Annotated in this window: 15 protein-coding genes; 13 read left to right on the forward strand and 2 right to left on the reverse strand. The window is 37.1% G+C overall.

The genetic code is table 11. From position 1 onward, the window contains the following. The first annotated feature begins 57 nt into the window (after nucleotides 1–57). Nucleotides 58–792 (forward strand): LytR/AlgR family response regulator transcription factor, encoded by a 735-nt coding sequence (locus CLU97_RS05305; protein WP_121486999.1) that lies wholly within the window; start codon nucleotides 58–60, stop codon nucleotides 790–792. Nucleotides 793–867: 75 nt separating this feature from the next. Then, nucleotides 868–1,410 (forward strand): lipocalin family protein, encoded by a 543-nt coding sequence (locus CLU97_RS05310; protein WP_121487000.1) that lies wholly within the window; start codon nucleotides 868–870, stop codon nucleotides 1,408–1,410. A gap of 63 nt (nucleotides 1,411–1,473) precedes the next feature. Here CLU97_RS05310 and CLU97_RS05315 read toward each other — a convergent pair whose 3' ends face one another. Further along, complete coding sequence (locus CLU97_RS05315; RefSeq protein ID WP_121487001.1) at nucleotides 1,474–1,947, reverse strand: hypothetical protein; 474 nt, start codon at nucleotides 1,945–1,947, stop codon at nucleotides 1,474–1,476. 114 nt (nucleotides 1,948–2,061) lie between these two features. Here CLU97_RS05315 and CLU97_RS05320 point away from each other — a divergent pair, with 114 nt between their 5' ends. The 4 genes from CLU97_RS05320 (at nucleotide 2,062) to CLU97_RS05335 (ending at nucleotide 11,446) form a co-directional block, all read left to right on the forward strand. Then, nucleotides 2,062–3,312 carry a CinA family nicotinamide mononucleotide deamidase-related protein gene (locus CLU97_RS05320; protein ID WP_121487002.1) on the forward strand — a complete coding sequence of 417 codons (1,251 nt, stop codon included), beginning with the start codon at nucleotides 2,062–2,064 and terminating at the stop codon, nucleotides 3,310–3,312. An 89-nt stretch (nucleotides 3,313–3,401) separates the two neighbouring features. Further along, nucleotides 3,402–6,800 carry a polysaccharide deacetylase family protein gene (locus CLU97_RS05325; protein WP_121487003.1) on the forward strand — a complete coding sequence of 1,133 codons (3,399 nt, stop codon included), beginning with the start codon at nucleotides 3,402–3,404 and terminating at the stop codon, nucleotides 6,798–6,800. 184 nt (nucleotides 6,801–6,984) lie between these two features. Further along, nucleotides 6,985–9,042, forward strand: a complete 2,058-nt coding sequence (locus CLU97_RS05330; protein ID WP_121487004.1) for a M13 family metallopeptidase — start codon at nucleotides 6,985–6,987, stop codon at nucleotides 9,040–9,042. Between the two features lie 307 nt (nucleotides 9,043–9,349). Then, complete coding sequence (locus CLU97_RS05335) at nucleotides 9,350–11,446, forward strand: M13 family metallopeptidase (protein WP_121487005.1); 2,097 nt, start codon at nucleotides 9,350–9,352, stop codon at nucleotides 11,444–11,446. A gap of 60 nt (nucleotides 11,447–11,506) precedes the next feature. Here CLU97_RS05335 and CLU97_RS05340 read toward each other — a convergent pair whose 3' ends face one another. Beyond that, a complete protein-coding gene (locus CLU97_RS05340) occupies nucleotides 11,507–12,553 on the reverse strand; it encodes a hypothetical protein (protein WP_121487006.1) in 1,047 nt (348 codons plus the stop codon). 344 nt (nucleotides 12,554–12,897) lie between these two features. On the opposite strand from CLU97_RS05340, the gene CLU97_RS05345 reads away from it, so the two are divergent. From CLU97_RS05345 to CLU97_RS05375, 7 genes are all read left to right on the forward strand, one after another. Next, entirely contained in the window at nucleotides 12,898–13,344 is a 447-nt protein-coding gene (locus CLU97_RS05345) for a type VI secretion system contractile sheath small subunit (protein WP_183084521.1), read from the forward strand. Between the two features lie 19 nt (nucleotides 13,345–13,363). Next, nucleotides 13,364–14,725 carry a DUF5458 family protein gene (locus CLU97_RS05350; protein ID WP_121487008.1) on the forward strand — a complete coding sequence of 454 codons (1,362 nt, stop codon included), beginning with the start codon at nucleotides 13,364–13,366 and terminating at the stop codon, nucleotides 14,723–14,725. A gap of 66 nt (nucleotides 14,726–14,791) precedes the next feature. Continuing rightward, nucleotides 14,792–15,265 carry a hypothetical protein gene (locus CLU97_RS05355; RefSeq protein ID WP_121487009.1) on the forward strand — a complete coding sequence of 158 codons (474 nt, stop codon included), beginning with the start codon at nucleotides 14,792–14,794 and terminating at the stop codon, nucleotides 15,263–15,265. A 165-nt stretch (nucleotides 15,266–15,430) separates the two neighbouring features. Further along, nucleotides 15,431–16,465, forward strand: a complete 1,035-nt coding sequence (gene mutY / locus CLU97_RS05360) for an A/G-specific adenine glycosylase (protein ID WP_121487010.1) — start codon at nucleotides 15,431–15,433, stop codon at nucleotides 16,463–16,465. 44 nt (nucleotides 16,466–16,509) lie between these two features. Further along, complete coding sequence (gene gldD, locus CLU97_RS05365; protein ID WP_121487011.1) at nucleotides 16,510–17,067, forward strand: gliding motility lipoprotein GldD; 558 nt, start codon at nucleotides 16,510–16,512, stop codon at nucleotides 17,065–17,067. 27 nt (nucleotides 17,068–17,094) lie between these two features. Next, complete coding sequence (locus tag CLU97_RS05370; RefSeq protein WP_121487012.1) at nucleotides 17,095–18,018, forward strand: PfkB family carbohydrate kinase; 924 nt, start codon at nucleotides 17,095–17,097, stop codon at nucleotides 18,016–18,018. 86 nt (nucleotides 18,019–18,104) lie between these two features. Next, entirely contained in the window at nucleotides 18,105–19,472 is a 1,368-nt protein-coding gene (locus CLU97_RS05375) for a peptidylprolyl isomerase (RefSeq protein ID WP_121487013.1), read from the forward strand. The last annotated feature ends 16 nt before the right edge of the window (nucleotides 19,473–19,488 follow it).

The following is a 19,488-nucleotide window of genomic DNA, read 5'->3' on the forward strand; positions in this document are numbered from 1 at the left end:
TTAAATATTACTAATTTGCATCTGCAATCTATTACCTGCCACCTAAATTCTGATCTGATGAAAATAAAAGCCGTAATTGTAGATGATGAACTCATAGCAAGAGAAGTTTTACGAAGCTATCTGACCAAATACTGTCCGCAGGTGGAAATTCTGGACGAAGCTGAAAATATCAGAGAAGCAGTTCCATTAATCGCTGAAAAGCAGCCCCAGCTGGTCTTTTTGGATGTAGAAATGCCTTTTGGAAATGCTTTTGATGTTCTGGAAGCTACCAAAGAGTTCTCCTATGAAACCATTTTCATCACTGCATTTTCACAATATTCTTTACAGGCTTTAAATAAATCTGCAAGCTATTATATTTTAAAACCTATTGATATTCAGGAACTGATTCTTGCAGTCAATAAAGTGGTAGAAAGCCTTGAGAAAAAAGATGAGCTCAACCGGAATAAAATTCTTCTTGAAAACCTGAAATTAAAACCGGAAAAACAGCAATTGATCTTACCCACTTTACAGGGATTTGACGTGGTAAAAACAGAAGATATCGTAAGACTTCAGGCAGATGGAAACTTTACTCAGGTATACCTCACAGATGGCTCGAAGAAGATGGTATGCCGTTTTCTGAAACATTTTGATGACCTTCTGGAAAATCCTTTTGTAAGGGTTCACCGTTCTCATATTATCAATACAAATTTTGTGAAATCCTATCATAAAAGCGGAACCGTAATGCTGTCTGATAATACGGAAATTGAAGTTTCAGGAAGCTTTAAAGATAATTTCCTGAAAGTATTTTCATAGAATTTATTGTCCCTTAACAGGTTTAAGGCATTATTTTTGACGTTTTAATAATAACCACACAAAATCCTTTCTGTTATGAAAACCATTCATAAAATTATACTTCCCGTTTCGTTAGGAGCATTGGGGCTTATCATTTTTAATTCCTATTCTGTAAGAATTCCCAGAGGTGCTTCTGCTGTAAAGAATTTTGATCTGAAAAAATACCTCGGACAATGGTATGAAATAGCCCGTTTTGATTACAGGTTCGAAAAAAATATGGATAATGTTACCGCAGAGTACACGGAGAATCCGGATGGAACAGTACAGGTAAAAAATAAAGGCTACGATTACGTTAAAAAAGTATGGAATGAATCAATAGGAGAGGCAAAATTTGTAAAAGATCCTACAGAAGCCCGATTGAAAGTTTCGTTTTTTAAACCCATTTGGGCTGGTTATAACGTCATAGATATTGATGAAGACTATCAATATGCGCTGGTAGCTGGAAGCAGTTTAAAATATTTGTGGATTCTTTCCCGTACAACTGATATTCCCGAAAGTATTCGTCAGCGCTTCATTCAGAAAGCAAAAAAGATAGGTTATAATACCGATGAACTGATTTGGGTGAAGCATAATCAATAAAAAAATAAAATCGCAAAAGGGCAAATTTGTAAATCAGCCGTTTTGCGATTTATCTTTTCGCTATTAGCTATTAATATATTCCTTCCATTCCTCAAAACGGTGATCAATAACCTGCTTCATCAGATCATAGTTTTCATAGGTATCCTCTATGTGATAGAATGTTTCGTATTCGTAGTCGTTTTCCTCTGCTTTACCATCGAAAAGATTCACGTAATCATCAGCAAATGAGCTGTATTTGTTACCGAAATCGGTATCATCTGCATAATAGTCTTTTGCAAAAAGGTTTCCCAGTTCATTCAGATCATATTCGGAAAATTTTCCGTCGCAGGCATCCATAATGAATTCAGCGCCAGTAATTTCTCTTCGTTTTACTTTTTCTATTTCCTCAGCATTGTCTTCCTTCAGTTCTTCGGAGATCAAATTGTTGTGAATACACCAGTTCAGAAACATTCCTGTGTGTGTTGCTCCGTTTTTCTGGGGAAGTCCTTCCGGAAAATCACCGCCATAATGCCATGAAGCATCATCATATTTAGACATAATTTGTATTGTAGTTTTAGATAATTTCGTCAAAAATAGAAAAAATCAATTTATATTGCCCCAGCCACAGAATTTTCCGTCATTTGCATAGAATTTTTTTCAACAAAAAAACATATGGAAAAAGCTGTTCTGATTACTATCGGGGATGAAATCCTTTCCGGAAACACGGTAGATACCAATTCTAATTTTATCGCCACGGAACTTAAAAATGTAGGAATAAAAGTTGTTCAGATTCTTACCATCTCAGACGAAATTGAAACCATTAAAGAAACTTTAAGCATTGCTTTCGAAAAGGGAGACCTTGTCATTACCACAGGTGGATTGGGTCCTACCAGGGATGATAAAACAAAAAAAGCCCTGGCAGAATATTTCAACGATGAAATAGCTTTGGATGAGGTAACCTTCAACCACCTGAAAAGCTACATGGAAAGAAGAGGAAGGGCAGATATTCTGGAAAGAAACAGAGAACAGGCTTTTGTACCCACAAAATCTATTGTTTTTCAAAACCATTACGGAACCGCTCCATGTATGATGATGGAACAGGACGGAAAATTGTGCTACAGCCTTCCGGGTGTTCCGTATGAGGTGAAACCGCTTATTAAAGATCAGATTATTCCTTACTTGCAGCAAAGATTCAATCTTCATTATATCCATACCAGAATTGTTTCTGTAGTAGGTATTCCTGAAAGTATTCTTGCAGACAAAATTGAAGACTGGGAACTGGCGCTTCCTGAAAATATTGCACTGTCTTATCTTCCGGTAGGAACACGTGTAAAGCTTCGTCTTACTGCTTCCGGAGAAAATGAAGAAGATCTGAAACAGAGAACGGAAGAAGAAATCCAGAAATTGCTTCCTCTGGTAGAAGGTCATGTGATTGCCGTAACTGAGGATAAAATTGAAAATATTCTGGCAGAAATGCTTACCGAAAGAAATTTGACGATTTCGACCGCAGAAAGCTGTACCGGAGGTGAACTGGCAAAAATGATCACTTCAGTTTCCGGCAGTTCAAAATATTTCCTTGGCGGAATGGTAGCCTATGCCACAGAGAAAAAGATTAAAATTTTAAATGTTTCCAGAGAAACGGTAGACCAATTCACCGTAGTGAGTGAACAGGTGGCACAGGAAATGGCCGAAGGATGTCAGCAATTATTTGAAACTCATATTTCCCTTTCTACAACAGGCGTTGCAGGACCTGGAAAAGGTGAAGACGGTAAAGATGTAGGAACGGTTTATTACACCATCAGGATTAATGATCAGGAAGTAACTTCCAAATTATACATGCCGCATCTGGAAAGAGTAGACTTTATGGATTTTGTTTCCCAAAAAGTAATTCAGGATTTAGTAAGCCTTCTTATCAACAGTTAAATACAAACCTGTATTTTTAATTTTTTTTTAATTAATTTTTATACAGTTTTTCACACTTTTTGAAAGCCCTTCAATAAATTTCAAAAATCGTGGAAAATTCCAAACAGATTTTTCAGACCAGCAGCAAAAAACGCTGGAAAAGTGTACAGTGGGGAAGCCGTGTTTTTATCTTTATAGGAATGCTGCTCCTGCTTGCATTAGGTCTGATGATGACCCTGGACAGAAGTCCTAAAATTCCTTTTAAAGAAGATTATAAAGCTGTGATTACAGCCAATAAACCTTATCTTCAGGAGAATAAAATTTCTAAAGAATACAAAGGTTTCAGAAGTTTTATTTCTGAAAAAACAATCCATACAAGCCTTGATAAAATAGAGAAGGCAAGAGCAGAAAGATATAAGAATCAGAACCGAAACTGGGCTCAGTTTCCTGGAGGAATCCGTTCTGCATTTTATGTAGCGTGGGATCCTCAGTCTCTGATGTCTTTGAAAAGAAATATCAGACACGTCAATCTTGTTTTCCCGGAATGGTTTTTCCTTGACCCCAAAACAGGAGATTTGAAAACCAATGTGGATCCGGAAGGGTATAAAGTGATCAAAAGAACAGGTGTCGCTGCCATGCCGATGCTGAGTAACAACTCCGACAGAGAATTCCGTTCAGAAGGACTGGTAAAAGTTCTTAACAATCCGCAGAAAAGAACCCATCTGATTCAAAAAATCACTCAGCAATGTAAAAAATATCATTTCAAAGGAATTAATATCGACTTTGAAGATATGAACCTGGATTCTGATGAGAATCTGATTGCGTTTATGAAAGAACTTTCAGAGACTTTCAAAAAGAATCAGCTGCTGGTAACCATGGATATTATGACGGATAATGATGATTACAATATCCCAAGACTGAATCCTTATGTAGATTACTTTGTGCTGATGGCTTATGACGAATATTCTGCAGGAAGTGATGCAGGTCCGGTTTCTTCTCAAAAATGGATTGAAGAACAGACTGGAAAAATCGTGAAGCAGGTTTCCCCACAAAAAATCATTCTGGGATTAGGAGCTTATGGTTATGACTGGAGTTCCAATAAAGACGATAATACCTCTGTTACTTACATGCAGGCAATTACCAAAGCCAGTGCCAGTAAAGCGGTTATTGATTTTAATGACAATACGTTTAATTTAAATTATTCTTATACGGATTCTAAGAATTTGACTCACACTGTATTTTTCAATGATGCAGCTTCTATTTTCAATACTATGCGTTTCTCCTCAGAATATCCTTTGGCGGGAACAGCACTCTGGAGATTGGGAAGTGAAGACAGCAGAGTCTGGAATTTCTATGATAAAGACCTTACGCTTGCCGGCCTTTCCAAGTTGAATTTAAAAGCACTGGAAAATGTGAAAGGGCAGACCATGGTGGATTATATCGGTGACGGAGAAGTATTAGATGTTTTGAATACCCCTCATGACGGAAAAATTGCATTGGAAATTGATCCGAAAGAGAAAATTATCACAGACGAAAATTATATTACGTATCCAAGTTCTTATGAAGTAAAAAAATATGGAAGTGCCCCTCAGAAAGAACTCGTCCTCACTTTTGATGACGGTCCGGATGAAACATATACGCCACAGGTATTAGATGTTCTGTCCAAGTACCATGTTCCGGCAGCTTTCTTTTTGGTAGGATTGAATGCCGAAAAAAATCTTCCGCTTGTTAAAAGAATTTATCGCGAAGGACACGAAATAGGCAATCACACCTTTACCCATGAAAATGTGGCCAAAGTAAGCCCGGAAAGAGCTTTGCTTGAAATGAAACTGACAAGACTATTAATTGAATGCGTCACAGGACACAGTACGATTCTGTTCAGAGCACCATACAATGCAGACTCTGAGCCAACGACTTCAGAAGAGATTATTCCGGTAGCGCTGGCCAGACAGCAGAATTATCTTGATATCGGGGAAAATATTGATCCCGAAGACTGGCAGCCGGGGATAAAAGCAGATGAAATTGTAAAACGTGTGATGGCCGGAATCAAACAGGAGAGAGGAAATATCATCCTTCTTCATGATGCAGGCGGAGATACCAGAGAAGAAACTGTAAAAGCTTTAAAAATCCTGATTCCGACCCTTCAGAAACAAGGCTATCATTTCACAAATCTTACGAGTATCTTACACAAAAGCAGAAGCGAGCTGATGCCTGAAGTTCCTAAAACAAGATCATATTACATTATGCAGCTGAATCTAGTGTTGGCCACTTTTATTTACGGAGTAAGCCACTTTTTGGTTGCATTGTTCACTATTTTCATTGTATTAGGAATGATCAGATTATTGCTGATGGCATATTGGGCATTTAAAGAAAGAAAAAAAGGAAAAAAACTGGGTGAATTTCCGGTGCTGGAATCCTATCCAAAGGTTTCAATCATTGTTCCTGCCTATAATGAAGAGGTGAATATTGTTTCTTCTCTGCAGAATTTGCTGAAGCAGACCTATCCTAATTTTAATATCATTATGGTAGATGACGGAAGTAAAGATTCTACCTATGAAAAAGCTTTGGAAGCATTCCCGGATCATCCGAAACTGAAAATTTTCACCAAAAGAAATGGTGGAAAAGCCACTGCACTAAACTTTGGAATATCACAGACCGATGCAGAATATGTAGTGTGTATTGATGCCGATACCAAGTTGCAGCAGGATGCAGTGAAATATATGATTGCACGATTTTTAAATTCAGGTCCGGAAGAAAAAATAGCCGCTGTAGCAGGAAATGTGAAGGTAGGAAACAGGGTAAACTGGCTCACCAAATGGCAGGCTATAGAATATACAACAAGTCAGAATTTTGACAGGCTGGCGTATGCACATATCAATGCTATTACCGTAATTCCAGGAGCTATCGGAGCATTTAAAAGATCTGTGATCATTGAAGCAGGAGGCTATTCGTCTGATACTTTAGCAGAAGATTGTGATATTACAGTAAAAATATTAAAAGCCGGATATACTGTTGCCAACGAAAACAGAGCAATAGCTGTAACGGAAGCTCCGGAAACCGTGAAACAGTTTTTAAAACAGCGTTTCCGATGGACCTACGGAATTATGCAGATGTTCTGGAAACAGAGACAGACTTTCCTTAACCCCAAATATAAAGGATTGGGACTTTGGGCAATGCCGAATATTTTATTATTCCAATACATTATACCATTTTTCTCGCCATTGGCAGATGTGATTATGTTTTTTGGAATCCTATCCGGAAACGGAGATAAAATATTTACCTATTACCTGATCTTCCTTTTGGTGGATGCTTCATTAGCTTTAATTGCATTCATCATGCAGCGGGAAAAATTAATCAATCTCTTGTATATAATTCCGCAAAGATTCGGGTATAGATGGCTGATGTATATTGTATTATTTAAAAGTTTAAGAAAAGCACTGAAAGGCGAAATGCAGTCCTGGGGATTTCTGAAAAGAACCGGGAATGTGAAAGAGATAGCAACTTCTTAAGATGTAGAGAAGCTGGGAGATGGAAGCTGGTTATGAAAAGCATACAATAACTTCCAGTCTCATTCTTCCATCTTCCATCTTTTATAAATTCTTATTATGCTATGATGTTATTTGTTTAAATTTGTTTCCTTGAGACGTAACAAATAAGAAATAAATCATACATATTCTAAAAATTGTTATCATAATGAAAAAAATAACGCTTTCTTTGTTTTTAATAGCAGGGATCTGCACTCAAACTACTATGAGCGCACAAGCTAAAGCTGCTAAAGTAGCAGTGAATAACACAGATAAAGGCTTAGACCTTAGCTTGATGGACACTTCGGTGCGTCCTCAGGATGATTTTTATAACTACGTGAGTGGAACCTGGATGAAAACAGCCAAAATTCCATCTGACAAACCAACTTGGGGTAGCTTCAACAAACTGGCTGAGGATACGGATAACAATTCCATGACCATCCTGAATTCTCTTCTGAAAGATAAATTTGCTGACGGAAGCGAAGGGAAAAAAATTCAGGATCTGTATGCTACTTATATGAACATGCAGAAGAGAAATGCAGACGGAATTAAACCAATCCAGGAAAACCTGAACAAGATTGATGCTATTAAAAATATGGCAGATCTTCAGAACTATCTTGCTTCTGTAACAAAAGAAGGGGAAAACGTTTTCTACGGATGGGGTGTAGATGCAGACCTTAAAGATTCTAAAATGAATGCTGTTTACTTAGGTAATGCTTCTCTAGGTTTAGGAAGAGATTACTATCAGAAAGTAAACGAGAAAAATACAGAAGCTATTGCTGAATATCAGAAGTATGTAGCTTCAATGCTAAAAGAATTAGGATATAAAAATGCTGATGAAGCAGCAAAAGGTATCGTTAATTACGAAAAAAGCATCGCACAGACTTACCTGACCAACGAGCAGAGCCGTGATAACACGCTTCAGTACAATCCTAAGACGATGGCTGAACTTTCTGCTTTGGTAAAAAATGTTGACCTTCCAGGTTATCTTAAAAAAGTAGGTGTAAATTCTGACAAAGTAATTATCAGTGAACTAGGATTCTATAAGAACTTCGATAAACTGGTAAATGCTCAGAACCTTCCTGTAATCAAAGATTATCTGAAATTCCACATGATCCACGGAAGTGCTTCTTACTTAAGTGAAAACTTAGGAAATATGAAGTTTGCTTTCTATGGTAAATACCTTAGAGGACAGCAGGAACAGAGAGCTCTTAACAAAAGAGGTTTTGAGTTGATCAACGGTTCTTTAGGAGAAGCTTTCGGAAAATTATATGTTGAGAAATATTTCCCGGCTGAAGCAAAAGCTCAGATGGTAGAATTGATCGATTATTTAAAGAAAAGTTTCGCAGTTCATATCAATAACCTAGCTTGGATGTCTTCTACAACTAAGGAAAAAGCAATGCAGAAACTGAATAAGTTTACTGTAAAAGTAGCTTATCCGGACAAATGGAAAGACTATTCAAAATTAAATATCGTTTCTGAAGCCAATGGTGGAAACCTTTACAAAAACCTTCAGAACATCGGTGAATGGCAGTACAATAAAGATTTAGCTAAAATCGGTAAGCCGGTAGATAAAACAGAATGGGGAATGACTCCACAAACTGTAAATGCATATTACAACCCGGTAAACAACGAGATTGTATTCCCTGCTGCAATCCTTCAGCCGCCATTCTTTAACCCTACAGCTGATGCGGCTGTAAACTTCGGAGGTATCGGTGCTGTTATCGGTCACGAAATGAGCCACGGATTTGATGATTCAGGAGCACAGTTCGATGCAGACGGTAACTTAGTAGACTGGTGGACGCCAGAAGATAAAGCAAACTTCGAAAAAGCTACAAAAGCCCTTGCTTCTCAATATGACAAATATGAGCCTGTAAAAGGAACTTTTGTAAACGGTACTTTCACAAACGGTGAAAATATCGCTGACTTAGGAGGAGTAAACATTGCTTATGACGCTCTTCAAATGTATCTGAAAGACAAAGGAAACCCAGGAAAAATCAGCGGATTCACTCAGGATCAGAGATTCTTCCTAAGCTGGGCAACCGTTTGGAGAACATTATCAAGCGAGAAATATATGGTGAATCAGGTGAAAACTGACCCGCACTCTCCGGGATATTTCAGAAGTTTTGGTCCGCTTATCAACGTTGATGCCTTCTACAAAGCATTCGATGTGAAAAAAGGAGACAAACTATACAAAACTCCAGAAGAAAGAATCAAAATCTGGTAAAAATAACAACCGCTCAGCAATGGGCGGTTGTTGTTTTTTTAGGTGGCAGGGATCAGGTAGCAGATGATAGGTAATAGGTAATAGGTAATGGAGATTAGCAGACTTATGTTTGTCATAACGGCTTATATTATTCCCATCCTTTGGAGGGGTGGCAAAAATTCAAAGAATTTTTGACGGGGTGGTAAACCTTAAACTTTAAATTTTTAATCCAAATCTTCAATTTTCAGCCATATATAAATATCATTCATAACATATCATTAAAGTTTGTATATTTGATAAGTTTGTGTAAAATCAAAAATTATCTTTAATGAAAAAGCTAAATATCGGAATACTTGCCCTTTCGGGTATTGTATTTCTTAACTCTTGTGGTGCAGCCAAGACTGCAGGGACAGACAGTAAAACTGAAGCTACAGCAAAAGTAGCTGAACCGGTAAAAGAAGAAGCAAAAGAAGAAGGAATCAATTTATCGTATATGGATACCAGTGTCCGCCCGCAGGATGACTTTTTTAGCTATGTGAACGGAAACTGGGTGAAAACTACTCAGATTCCTTCCGATAAAGCCAATTGGGGTTCTTTCAATGCGTTGAGAGAAAATGTGGATGATGCTTCATTAGATATCTTAAACAAAATTCTTACAGAATCATACCCGGCAGGATCTGAAGGGCAGAAAATCCAGAACCTATATGCCTCTTTCATGGATACCAGTAAGAGAAATGCAGAAGGTCTGGCACCTATCAAAGCTGATCTTGCCAAAGTAGATGCTATTAAAAGTGTGGGTGATCTTCAGAAATACCTTTTGGAAGCTACAAAATTAGGAGACAACTCCTTCTATGGATGGAGAGTAGGTGCTGATATGAAGAATTCCAATATGAATGCGGTATATCTTGGCGGTCCGGATCTGGGATTGGGAAGAGATTATTACCAGAAAGTAAACGAAGCCAATACTAAAACACTGGCAGAATATCAGACTTACGTTGGAAAGTTATTTGGTGTTTTAGGATATAAAAATTCTCCTCAGGCAGCACAGAATGTGGTAGACTTTGAAAAACAGCTTGCTAATTATTTATTGACCCTTGAGCAAAACAGAGACGCTAATTTAAGATATAACCCTAAAAACGTATCAGAATTATCCGGTCTTGTGAAAAACGTAGATCTTGCCAAATATCTGAAAGATGCAGGGGTAAATACGGACAGAGTCATCATTGGAGAACTGAAATATTATCAGAATATGGATCAGTTCATTACTCAGAAAAACCTTCCTTTACTAAAAGACTATCTGAAGTATCATATCATCAATGGAAATGCCAGCAATCTGAATGACAGCTTAGAACAGATCAGATTTGATTTCTATGCTAAATATTTACAGGGTCAGAAAGAACAGCGTCCGATGAACAAAAGAGGGCTTACTCTTGTAAACGGAGTTCTTGGAGAAGCTTTCGGAAAACTATATGTAGACAAATACTTCACTCCTGAAGCTAAAAAGCAGATGGAAACGTATATTGATTACCTTTTAAAATCATTCAAAACACACATCGCCAATATAGACTGGATGTCTCCTGAAACCAAAGTAAAAGCTCAGGAAAAATTATCCAAGTTCACAGTGAAAATCGCCTATCCGGATAAATGGAAAGATTATACTCAGTTAAAAGTAGAATCTCCAAAAGAAGGAGCGACCCTATATTCTAATCTTCAGAATGTAGCAGCATGGCAGTATCAGAGAAGCTTAGACAAAGTAGGAAAACCAGTTGACAAAACAGAATGGGGAATGTCTCCACAAACAGTAAATGCTTACTACAGCGGGTCAAACAACGAAATTGTATTTCCTGCAGCGATCCTTCAGCCGCCTTTCTACAATCCTAAAGCGGATGCAGCAGTGAACTTCGGGGGAATCGGAGCCGTTATCGGTCACGAGATTTCTCACGGATTTGATGACAGCGGTTCACGCTTCGATGGAGATGGTAACCTGAATAACTGGTGGACGGATGCAGACCGAAAAAACTTTGATGCAAAAGTAGGTCAGTTAGCCGCTCAGTATAGTGCTTACGAGCCTGTTAAAGGAAGCTTCGTAAACGGTAAATTCACAAGCGGTGAAAACATTGGTGACTTAGGTGGAGTAGCGGTTGCTTACGATGCCCTTCAGATGTATTTAAAAGATAAAGGAAACCCTGGAAAGATCAGTGGATTCACTCAGGATCAGAGATTCTTTATGAGCTGGGCAACCGTTTGGAGAACCAAAGCTACCGATCAATACATGATCAATCAGGTGAAAACAGATCCGCACTCTCCGGGAATGTTCAGAGCATTTGGACCGTTGGTTAATCAGGATTCATTCATCAAAGCATTTGACATCAAGCCGGGGGATAAATTGTATAAAGCTCCTCAGGACAGAATAAAAATCTGGTAATTTTACCCGAAAATTGTTAGAAAAGAAAGAATCCGGCTCACATTGAGTCGGATTCTCTTTTTAATATTCTTTCTTATAATTCCGGAGCACAAATTTGATTCCGGTTTCTATAATATCGCCCATCGTTTTACAATACTTAAAATTCACATCATAGGTAAGTTTCCGTAAAGCTGTGCTTAATTCTGTCACATTAGCCTCAGGAGCAATATTATCTTTTTTCATAATAGAAATAAGTTCATCGAATCTATTTTGGCTGCTGGTTACTCTTTTTACAATTTGTGAACGTACCTCTTTACGGTATTGCTCTATAGAACTAGGTTTCAGTTTTTGCATTACCATATTCACCATTTGATTATTCTCTTTAAAATATTGTGGAAGATACACTTTCAAATTCCCCTCATAAGACTGTTGGTCAAAATCAATAGGGCGAATTCTATAAATAACCTGGTCAAAATCATGAATGGGAATCACCACATAATTATAAGAACGCATGTCACCAAGAAGACCAATAAGACAACGCTCATTGAATTTCACAAACTCCTTGGAAATCTGTGCCTTTTCCAGTTCTGTACAGTTATGCATATGTTTCTGAATAAAAACATCCCCCGGAATTCCTAAAATATGCTCTTCAATTAATGTGTTTTTGTAAACCAGAAAGTTAATCCGGTTGGGAGAAAGCAGATCTTCAAGTTCCAGTCCGAATATTCGGGAAGCATCCGCCTGCTTAATATAAAAATAGGTGTAATTATCATTAAGGATATTTCTCACCCTAACCCGGAAAGGTTTAGAATTTCCAAACGTACAAAAGTCGATGGTGTCTACTTTCAGATAAGGTAAAGTAGCAATATCCCCATCAGAGTGAAGGAGCGTATAGATCTTATTTAAATTAGCCTCTATTTCCTTAAATTCAAATTCAGGATATAATACCCCAAGCCACAAAGTATCTTTGCCGTCTTTGTCCAAAATACTCACACTGTCGCTGAACCTTAGGAGATCTTCATAAAGAAACTTAATTTGGGTAGTTCTGTTATATTTTTCCAAATATTGCTGTAAAGCTTCTGAAACTGGAAATATCGGTTTTCTGAACGCTATTTTTACATCTTTCATAACCCTGTTCACTTTGTTTAAATATAAAGAATATTTTATTGTAATGTCTGAGGAACTCCTATTTTAACATTCATGGCATAAGAGTAAAATGAAACAAAATTTTATTTATTTTTTCTTGAATTTTTTTATTTATTTTTTCATAGCTTAGTGATATCGTAATATGGTGATTTTATGTTGAATAAATGTAGATAAAATTAGATGATTCAAGAAAAATCTTAGTAAAATTTTGTATGTTACAGTTTTTTTTTAAATTTAAACACTGGATTGGTAATTTATTTGATTCATCAGTAAATTACTCAAAGACAAATCTAAACCAAATTAATAAATCTCAAAATAACAATAATATGGCAATGTTTAATTATGGTGTTGGCGGAAACGAGGTAAAAGTAGACGCTAATGAAGCTATTCAGGAAATACAGGAAAATAAATCACTGATAGTAAGCCAACTTACAACAGAAGAGTCTTATACTCCTGAAATCGTAACAGGATTAAAAACAGTGGAAGACGTTTTCAAACATTTTCAGCCGGCAATATCTGTGCAGCACGAAACAGAAGATGGTGGAATGGTAGAAGAAGAATTCCGTTTTCAAAACCTTGGAGACTTTACCCCTAAAAGCCTTACTCAGAAGTCAGATTATCTGCAGCAGCTGAGCATGGAACAGGAGCAGTACAACAAAATAGTACGTCAGCTGAAAACCAACAAAATTCTTCGTAACATGCTGGAGAACGATCAGACAAGAGCTGCGTTTATAGAAGTATTGAAAGAAGTGGCACAGGAACTTGAAAAATAATTAAAGACTACATTAAATCATGGATAGCAAATTACAGGCACAAGAAAGCCAACAGCAGGGGCAGCAGCAACATTCAGGGCAGCCGAAAGGCAACCCGCTTGCAGAGCTTAATAAAATGGGAGGTTTTGGCTTTGTTGAATCCGTTGTAGACGGTATCGCCAATATGAACCCAACAAGAAAGGCAAGAAAAGAAATCTTCCTGAACGACAGCAATAAAGCAGACGAAAGAAAAGAACTTCTTCAGAAGATCAATCTTTGGGTAAACCTTTTAGAAGGAAGTGAATCTGCAGATAAAATGGCTGATACGTGCAAAACAAAAGCACAGCAGGCCGACCAGAACCTAAAAACAAACTTAAAAAATACACTGGATGCCGTTCGTCTGTTGGAAACCAACTACAGAACAGTAGCCCAATTCTACAAAAATACAGAATTGGATAAAGTGGATAACGTAAGTATCGTAAACGCAAGCCTTGAGCAGGTTTCCGATTTGGATAATCCTTTGTTCATTGATGCCATTTCAGAAGAATTCAAGAACTATTACGACCGTCTTGACCTTAGAGATAACTACTCAATCCTGGCCATACCAGGATATTTAGGATCCAATAAGGTCATCGAGAAATGGGCAAAAATCTGTAACGAAAATAAAGTAATGATGGTTACAGACTTCGCTAATCTTGACAAACCGGATGACGTGGTAGACTTATTCCACTCTGCAAACCTTACAGGAGGCGAACTTCACAGAAGTAACGTTATCATGACGTGTAACTGGCTGGTAGGACGTGGTAAAGCCGAAGAAGTAGGAGAAGAAGAAAACGTAGAACTTCCACCTTCCACTTCATTAGCCGGAAAAATCCACAAAACACTGATGTCTCAGGTAGCAGCAGGTAAAAAACATGGTAACATCAACGAAGTAGACGCTGTAAAATTCGAATTGAAGAAAAGTGAAATTTCTCAGTTGGAAAAAATGGGTCTTGTACCCATGGTAAACGAGTACGGAAAAATTATGGCCTTCTCTGCGAAGACCTTATTTACAGGAGACAACATCGGTCTTCAGACGTATTCCGTAGTGCGTGTATTCGACTATGTAACCAAAGTATTGCTAGACTTCCTGAACAGAAGAGCTTTCGAGAACTGGAATGCTAAAAATGAAGACGATTTGAGAAGACAGATTGTAACCTTCCTGGATAATATCAAAGGACCGGACAAGTTGATCGAGAAATTCAAAATTGTTCGTTTCGAGCAGGATAGAGTAAATAAAGACAGAGTATGGCTGGATATCCGTATGACCCCTTATTTTCCTACAAAAAGTTTCGTTATTAAATTAGACGGACACAAAGGAGATGATGGTAACGAATGGGATGCAGAATATACTCAGGAGTAATATCAACGTACTTTACATAACAAAAACCGATGCAATTTTACATCGGTTTTTTTTCAACCAACACCTATGAAACTGAATATGAATAACAAGCTTATTATTGGCTTACCCGCTATGTTGATGGTGATTTTGATAAGCTGCGAAAAAAAATATCAAAGTCCCGGCACTTACGAAAATGACCTTTTCGCACAGGAACGCCAGGAAGGAAAGGCATATATCATGAATAAAGATGAATGCTTTGATGGCAGTGAACTCGTACTTGAAAGTTCAGATGTAAAGCTGGCAGACAGTTCAAAAGGCCGCGGAAAATCATTCTATCTTTATAAAGTAAAATCGGGAAAAGTATTGAAAACAGTAAGAGATTCTACTGTAGATATGCCAATGCTGTTTTTATCCCAATATAAATTAAAGATCAAAAATAGTGATTCTATGTATGTTTATCTTAAAAAACTGGAAGGCTACCGATTTATTGCAAAAGACAGAAACCTGAAATATCAATGGTTAAAAGCCGCTCCGGTATATTCTGTTAAAGCTGATAAATAAGTTTTATCTTTGCACATACAAAATGTTTTGACTCCGCAATGCATAAGACAGTAAATAACATTCGTTTATTGAAAACGGTTGGTATTAGCAATGTCATACGGAGTATAAACTGAAAGTTTACGAACATAGTTCACGAAATATCTCATAAAAGCAAAACAAAAATTTTTGGAGAAGGATAACCGAGGTTCAGATTTTCTGCATATGGGCAGCAAAATCCTTGAATGGTATAAAAATAATGCAAGAGATCTGCCTTTCAGACAGACAAAAGATCCCTACAAAATCTGGATCTGTGAAATTGTATTTCAACAGACAAGGATTAATCAGGGCTTGAATCACTATAATAATTTCATTAAAAGATTTCCAGATGTAAAAACGTTGGCAGAAGCTGAAGAAAACGAAGTTTTACTCTATTGGAAAGGATTGGGATATTATTCCAGAGCCATCAACATTCATAAAGCTGCCCGGCAGATCATGAATGATTATAAGGGTGTCTTTCCTGATCAATACGAAGAAATTCTAAAATTAAAAGGAGTAGGGAAGTATACAGCAGCAGCGGTGTCAAGTATCTGTTTCGATGGAAAAATGCCTGCTGTGGACGGAAATTTCTACCGCGTCCTAAGCCGTCTTTTTGCCGATGATTTTGATATTTCGAATTCAAAAGCATTTACCTATTTCTCGGAATTGGCTGCTTTGGTGATGCCGGAAAATGTGGGAGATTTTAATCAGGCGATGATGGATATCGGTTCTGAGATCTGTAAACCTAAAAATCCACTTTGTGGAGAATGTCCCATCAATGAAGACTGTCTGGCATTTTCTATGCAAAAGATTTCCGCTTATCCTGTAAAAACAAAAAAAGTAAAAGCAGCAGATCTTGCTCTGACCTATTATTTTGTACACAGAAACGGACAATTTCTGATTCGCCAGAGAAAAGATGACTTCATCTGGAAAAAATTATTTGAATTTCCTGATAGTATTTCTTCAGATATGGAAACCTTTATTACAGGTTCAAAAACAGTTACCCATAAACTGACTCACAAGAATTTAAGTATTGAAATATGGAATGTTGAAGTTACTTCTGAGAAGATCTGGAATGATTTTATCACTGAAAATCAGTACGAGATTACAGATGTTGAGGGCTCTCATGAAAAATCGTTTCCGAAGCCTCTGGAAAATTACATTCAAAACGCTCTGAAAGACTGAAATTTGTCTTCCGAAATCTGAAATCTAATTTGTACTTTTGCAAAATGATTAAAAAAGTCATTTTTATTTTTGTATCACTGCTTTTAATTTCATGTGGAAAAGACCCTTCACCAAAACCTTATGGAGAACTGCGTCTGGAATATCCTGCACCGAAATACCAAAAGTTTGAAAACAATTGTGCCTATACCTTTGAATATTCGGAATTTGCTTCCATTGCACCTGCCAAGAAACCTTGCTGGTTCTATCTGAATTATCCCAAAATGAAGGCAAAGCTTTTCGTTACCTATTATCCGATACAAAATGACTTTGCAGATCACATCAAGGAAGCAGAAAAAATGGTATACGAACATACCATTAAAGCCAGCTCCATAGATACAAAATCCTTCGAATACCCTGAAAAGAAAGTATACGGGAACTTCTATGAGCTGAAAGGGCAAAGTGCTTCCAATCTTCAGTTTTACATTACAGACAGTACGAAACACTTCGTTACTGCTTACTTATACTTTAATACGAGACCGAAACCGGACTCTCTTGCTCCTGCAGTAAATTATATCAAGAATGATATGAAACACCTGCTGGACACTTTTGAATGGAAAAAATAATTACTTTTAATATACATTGAAAAATATATGAAACTTTTAGTTGTAGGAAGTGTTGCATTTGATGCAATTGAAACACCATTTGGTAAAACGGACAAAATTTTAGGAGGTGCAGCCACTTATATCGGAATCACTTCGTCAATTTTAGGCGTTAAATCCGGAATTGTTTCTGTAGTAGGAGGAGACTTTCCGCAAGAACATCTTGATATGTTCACCAACAGAGATGTAAACATCGAAGGAATTGAAATTGTAAAAGAAGGAAAAACATTCTTCTGGTCCGGAAAATATCACAATGACCTGAATACAAGAGATACTTTGGCTACAGAAGTAAATGTACTGGAAAATTTTGATCCGAAAATTCCGGATTCAATGCAGGATGCCGAAATTTTATTACTTGGAAACCTACACCCTGGAGTTCAGCTGTCAGTTCTTGAAAAAATGAACAACCGTCCTAAACTGGTTATTCTTGATACCATGAATTTCTGGATGGATTCTGCCTGGGATATCTTAATGGATATGATTGCTAAAACAGATGTTATTACCATCAATGACGAAGAAGCAAGACAGCTTTCAGGAGAATATTCTTTAGTAAAAGCAGCTAAAAAGATCCATACAATGGGTCCTGATTACGTAATCATCAAAAAAGGAGAGCACGGAGCTTTACTTTTCCACGATAATAAAGTATTTGCAATCCCGGCACTTCCGTTAGAAGATGTTTTTGACCCAACAGGGGCTGGAGACACTTTTGCAGGCGGATTTGCAGCTTATCTTGCTAAAAAAGGGAAAATAGACTTCGAAACAATGAAATCTGCACTTATTGTAGGATCTGCAATGGCATCTTTCACGGTAGAGAAATTCGGAACAGAAAGAATAGAAGAAGTGAGTGAAGCAGATATGTTCAACAGATTGAGACAATTTAAAGAATTGACCACTTTTGATGTTGAACTGCAGTAAATAAGTCTTTTTAAGAAATATTTATAATAAAAAATTGAGTGAAATTCGTTAAGAATTCTAAATTTGCAACTTGTTAAAATAGTAAAATGACAAATAAACTAAAAATCACTTTTCTTCTTGGGATTTTTATCATGATCTTTTCTTCAAATATGATGAATGCCCAGCTAAAACAAGGAGATTTGGTGGATGGTATTTCAGCTGTTATCGGAGATGAGATTGTATTGGAATCTGATGTATTAGAACAGATGAATTATGGTAAACAGCAGGGAGCTGCCAACACAGACAAGTGCGAGTTCCTGGAAAACCTTATCAGCAATAAGCTTCTTGTATACGAAGCAAAGAAAGATACCTTAATTGAAAACCGTTCTGCAGCTATCAAAGAACAGGCTAATGCAAAATACCGTCAGATGCTTGCTCAGTTTCCGGATGAAAAAACAATGCTTGCTGCCTATAAGTTCAGAAATGCATATGAGCTGAAAAATGCTATTGAAAAAATAGATACAGACCAGTATTACGGACAGGCAAAATATCAGAGAGTTACTGATAAAGCAGACGTAACGCCAAATGAGGTAACTGATTTTTTTAATACGTATAAAACGCAGCTGCCACAGGTAAAAGATGAAGTTACCCTTGCTCAGATTATGATCTATCCTACATTAACGGAAGCGCATAAACAAGACCTGATTAACAGATTAAAGAAAATTAAGCAGGATATTGCAGGAGGTGAAACTTTTGAAAGCCAGGCAAGAATTTATTCTGAAGATGAAGGATCTGCGGCAAACGGAGGTTTGTATAAGAATATTAACAAGGGACAGATGGTGAAGCCATTTGAGGCTGCTGCACTGAACCTTCAGGAAAATGAAATTTCAGATCCTATTGAATCTGAATTCGGATTCCATATTATCCAGTTAGTAAAAAGATCAGGAAAAGTATATGATGCAAGACATATCTTGCTGAAAGCTACTCCTACTGATGATGAGCTTAAAGCTGCAAAAGCAAAATTAGACAGCATCAGAGGTCTTATTCTGGATGGGAAAATGACTTTTAAAGATGCTGCTTTTAAATTCTCAGATGATAAAAGAACAAAATTCAATGCTGGGATAATTCCTGGAGCAGATGGTTCTGATAAAATTGAAAGAGAAAGTATCCCGGGTACCATCAGCTACGAATTAGCAGGATTAAACAAAGGAGACATTACTACAGCTTTTGAAGATGAAGAAAACAAAAGAAAGGAAATCAAGATCATCAAAGTTGAAGAAGTGATTCCTTCTCACCAGATTACACTGGAAACAGACTTCAACAGAATCAAGCAGATGGCGTTGAACAAAAAGAAAAGTGAAATGGTTGAAAAGTTTGTCAATTCTAAATTGCCAACCACTTTTATTTCAATCGACAAACGTTACGGCAGTTGTAACTTCAAGTCAAACTGGAATAAACAATCCATGTCAAAATAAAATTAAAACCTTCAGA

This window comes from Chryseobacterium sp. 7 (genome assembly GCF_003663845.1).
Taxonomy (GTDB): Bacteria; Bacteroidota; Bacteroidia; order Flavobacteriales; family Weeksellaceae; genus Chryseobacterium.

What these genes read in the sequence shown, in the direction of transcription:
- gldD (WP_121487011.1), top strand. Translation starts at nt 16,510, where the DNA reads ATGATTAAAAAAGTCATTTTTATTTTTGTATCACTGCTTTTAATTTCA.
- CLU97_RS05310 (WP_121487000.1), top strand. Translation starts at nt 868, where the DNA reads ATGAAAACCATTCATAAAATTATACTTCCCGTTTCGTTAGGAGCATTG.
- CLU97_RS05375 (WP_121487013.1), top strand. Translation starts at nt 18,105, where the DNA reads ATGACAAATAAACTAAAAATCACTTTTCTTCTTGGGATTTTTATCATG.
- CLU97_RS05370 (WP_121487012.1), top strand. Translation starts at nt 17,095, where the DNA reads ATGAAACTTTTAGTTGTAGGAAGTGTTGCATTTGATGCAATTGAAACA.
- CLU97_RS05350 (WP_121487008.1), top strand. Translation starts at nt 13,364, where the DNA reads ATGGATAGCAAATTACAGGCACAAGAAAGCCAACAGCAGGGGCAGCAG.
- CLU97_RS05320 (WP_121487002.1), top strand. Translation starts at nt 2,062, where the DNA reads ATGGAAAAAGCTGTTCTGATTACTATCGGGGATGAAATCCTTTCCGGA.
- CLU97_RS05335 (WP_121487005.1), top strand. Translation starts at nt 9,350, where the DNA reads ATGAAAAAGCTAAATATCGGAATACTTGCCCTTTCGGGTATTGTATTT.
- CLU97_RS05305 (WP_121486999.1), top strand. Translation starts at nt 58, where the DNA reads ATGAAAATAAAAGCCGTAATTGTAGATGATGAACTCATAGCAAGAGAA.
- CLU97_RS05330 (WP_121487004.1), top strand. Translation starts at nt 6,985, where the DNA reads ATGAAAAAAATAACGCTTTCTTTGTTTTTAATAGCAGGGATCTGCACT.
- CLU97_RS05340 (WP_121487006.1), bottom strand. Translation starts at nt 12,553, where the DNA reads ATGAAAGATGTAAAAATAGCGTTCAGAAAACCGATATTTCCAGTTTCA.
- CLU97_RS05355 (WP_121487009.1), top strand. Translation starts at nt 14,792, where the DNA reads ATGAAACTGAATATGAATAACAAGCTTATTATTGGCTTACCCGCTATG.
- CLU97_RS05315 (WP_121487001.1), bottom strand. Translation starts at nt 1,947, where the DNA reads ATGTCTAAATATGATGATGCTTCATGGCATTATGGCGGTGATTTTCCG.
- CLU97_RS05345 (WP_183084521.1), top strand. Translation starts at nt 12,898, where the DNA reads ATGGCAATGTTTAATTATGGTGTTGGCGGAAACGAGGTAAAAGTAGAC.